Raw genomic sequence first — 582 nt, 5'->3', positions numbered from 1 at the left:
TTAGACGGTGTAGCAACATCCGCTTGTCTTTTAATAGAAGCACCAAAAGGATTATCTTTATCGGCTTTCATTTCTTTTAAGACTTTCTCTTTAGGAGTGCCTTTTGATTTATTCGTATTGAATATAACATCAGTTCCTTTAGGGAAGTCTTTTTCATTTCCATAAACAGCCATACCTTTTAGGTAGTGTGTTCCACCACCAGGACCAACTGCAATACGAACCTGTGCATAATGTGCATTTCCCATATTTAGGTCGGGCACGCCAGGACGTAATTCCATTACACCATCTTTGTCGACTCCGCCATCTTCTTTATATCGAATATGAACTTTATCGAAATCTAATGATTTAAATGGTTTTAGTTGTTCCATAGTTGTTCCACCATCGCTGGTATGGAAATCAATTGGACGTATTTTATCCACATTCTGAAATACATCTTTTGCAGTCTTATCTTTTACGAGGACTTTATAAGTTGTTTTCTGATTTGGATTAGTAACTTGAGGAACATGAATAACGTGTTGTTCATATCCTTCATCTTTAAGCTTTTGTACTACAGCTCGAAGTTTTTCTTTAGTGACTCCAAGT

The 582-nt window shown here is 36.4% G+C and carries 1 protein-coding gene; it reads right to left on the bottom strand.

Annotation, left to right across the window (positions count from 1 at the left end; translation table 11 throughout):
* Window positions 1–582: hypothetical protein (locus N1032_RS26700; RefSeq protein ID WP_259543688.1), on the bottom strand; the 582-nt coding region annotated here is incomplete at both ends.

Source organism: Herbiconiux daphne, assembly GCF_024979295.1.
Taxonomy (GTDB): Bacteria; Actinomycetota; Actinomycetes; order Actinomycetales; family Microbacteriaceae; genus Herbiconiux; species Herbiconiux daphnes.
The sequence above is the reverse complement of the archived record's forward strand: the minus strand, read 5'-3'. Positions and strand labels throughout refer to the sequence as shown.